The 826-nt window shown below is 49.0% G+C and carries 1 protein-coding gene; it reads right to left on the reverse strand.

All coding sequences use genetic code 11. The annotated features are described in order from the left end of the window. Positions 1 to 826, reverse strand: an 826-nt coding sequence (locus R7093_RS24785) for a TAXI family TRAP transporter solute-binding subunit (protein WP_318146960.1), incomplete at both ends; no start/stop codon positions are given.

Below are 826 nucleotides of genomic sequence, written 5' to 3' on the forward strand. Positions count from 1 at the left end.
TTGTGGATGCCTTGTAAGAACGGAAGGTTCTCGTAAATGGCTTTGGTCAGTTGGTAAACGTCCTCTTCCGAGATATCGTCTCGAACCGCAAGGAAGTTGGGCTGAGCAATCGTCGTGATTGGTTTATCTAAACCTGGGTAAGTGTTGGCAGGAATGTCGTACTTGGTCCACAACTTGTAGTTGCCGTTGGCTTGCTTGATTTGCTCGTCAGTGAACGAAAGAATCGAGATATCGTTGCCTAGCGCCGCAAATGCTTGCGTCACCGCCCCAACAGGAACACCTGCTGGCGTGTTCATGCCATCGATAGTGCCATTTTGTAGCGCACTTGCACTGCCGCCATACCCCATAAAGGCAAGGTTGAACTTATCTGGGTCAACACTCAGGCCTTTCATGATCTGACGGCCTGAGTTCTCAGTACCGGAGTTCTTTTTACCGATAGAGAACTTTTTCCCTTCGAGGTTTTTCAGATCACTAACCGTGCCGGTTTTTGCTAAGTCGCTACGAACAATGAAGTGTTCAACGTTTTGCCATAGCATTGAGACTGAACGCAGCTTTTCTTGGCGACCGCTTTTCTCGTAAGGACCTTCCCCCGACCAAGCCCACGCACCGTACAAACCTTGCAAAATCGCAAATTGTGCTTCGTTTTCATTCAATAGTTTAACGTTTTCACCAGAGCCAGCAGAGCTGATAGCAGAAAGGGAGAAGTGGTGCTTTGGTGCGAGTTTCACTTTACTTAATGTCGCCAAAGCCACCCCAACTGGATAGTAAGTGCCACCAGTAGAAGCGGTCGCAAGGATGTAGCTGCGCTCTTCCGCCGCTGCATTTG

This window comes from Vibrio sp. 1580 (assembly GCF_033340055.1).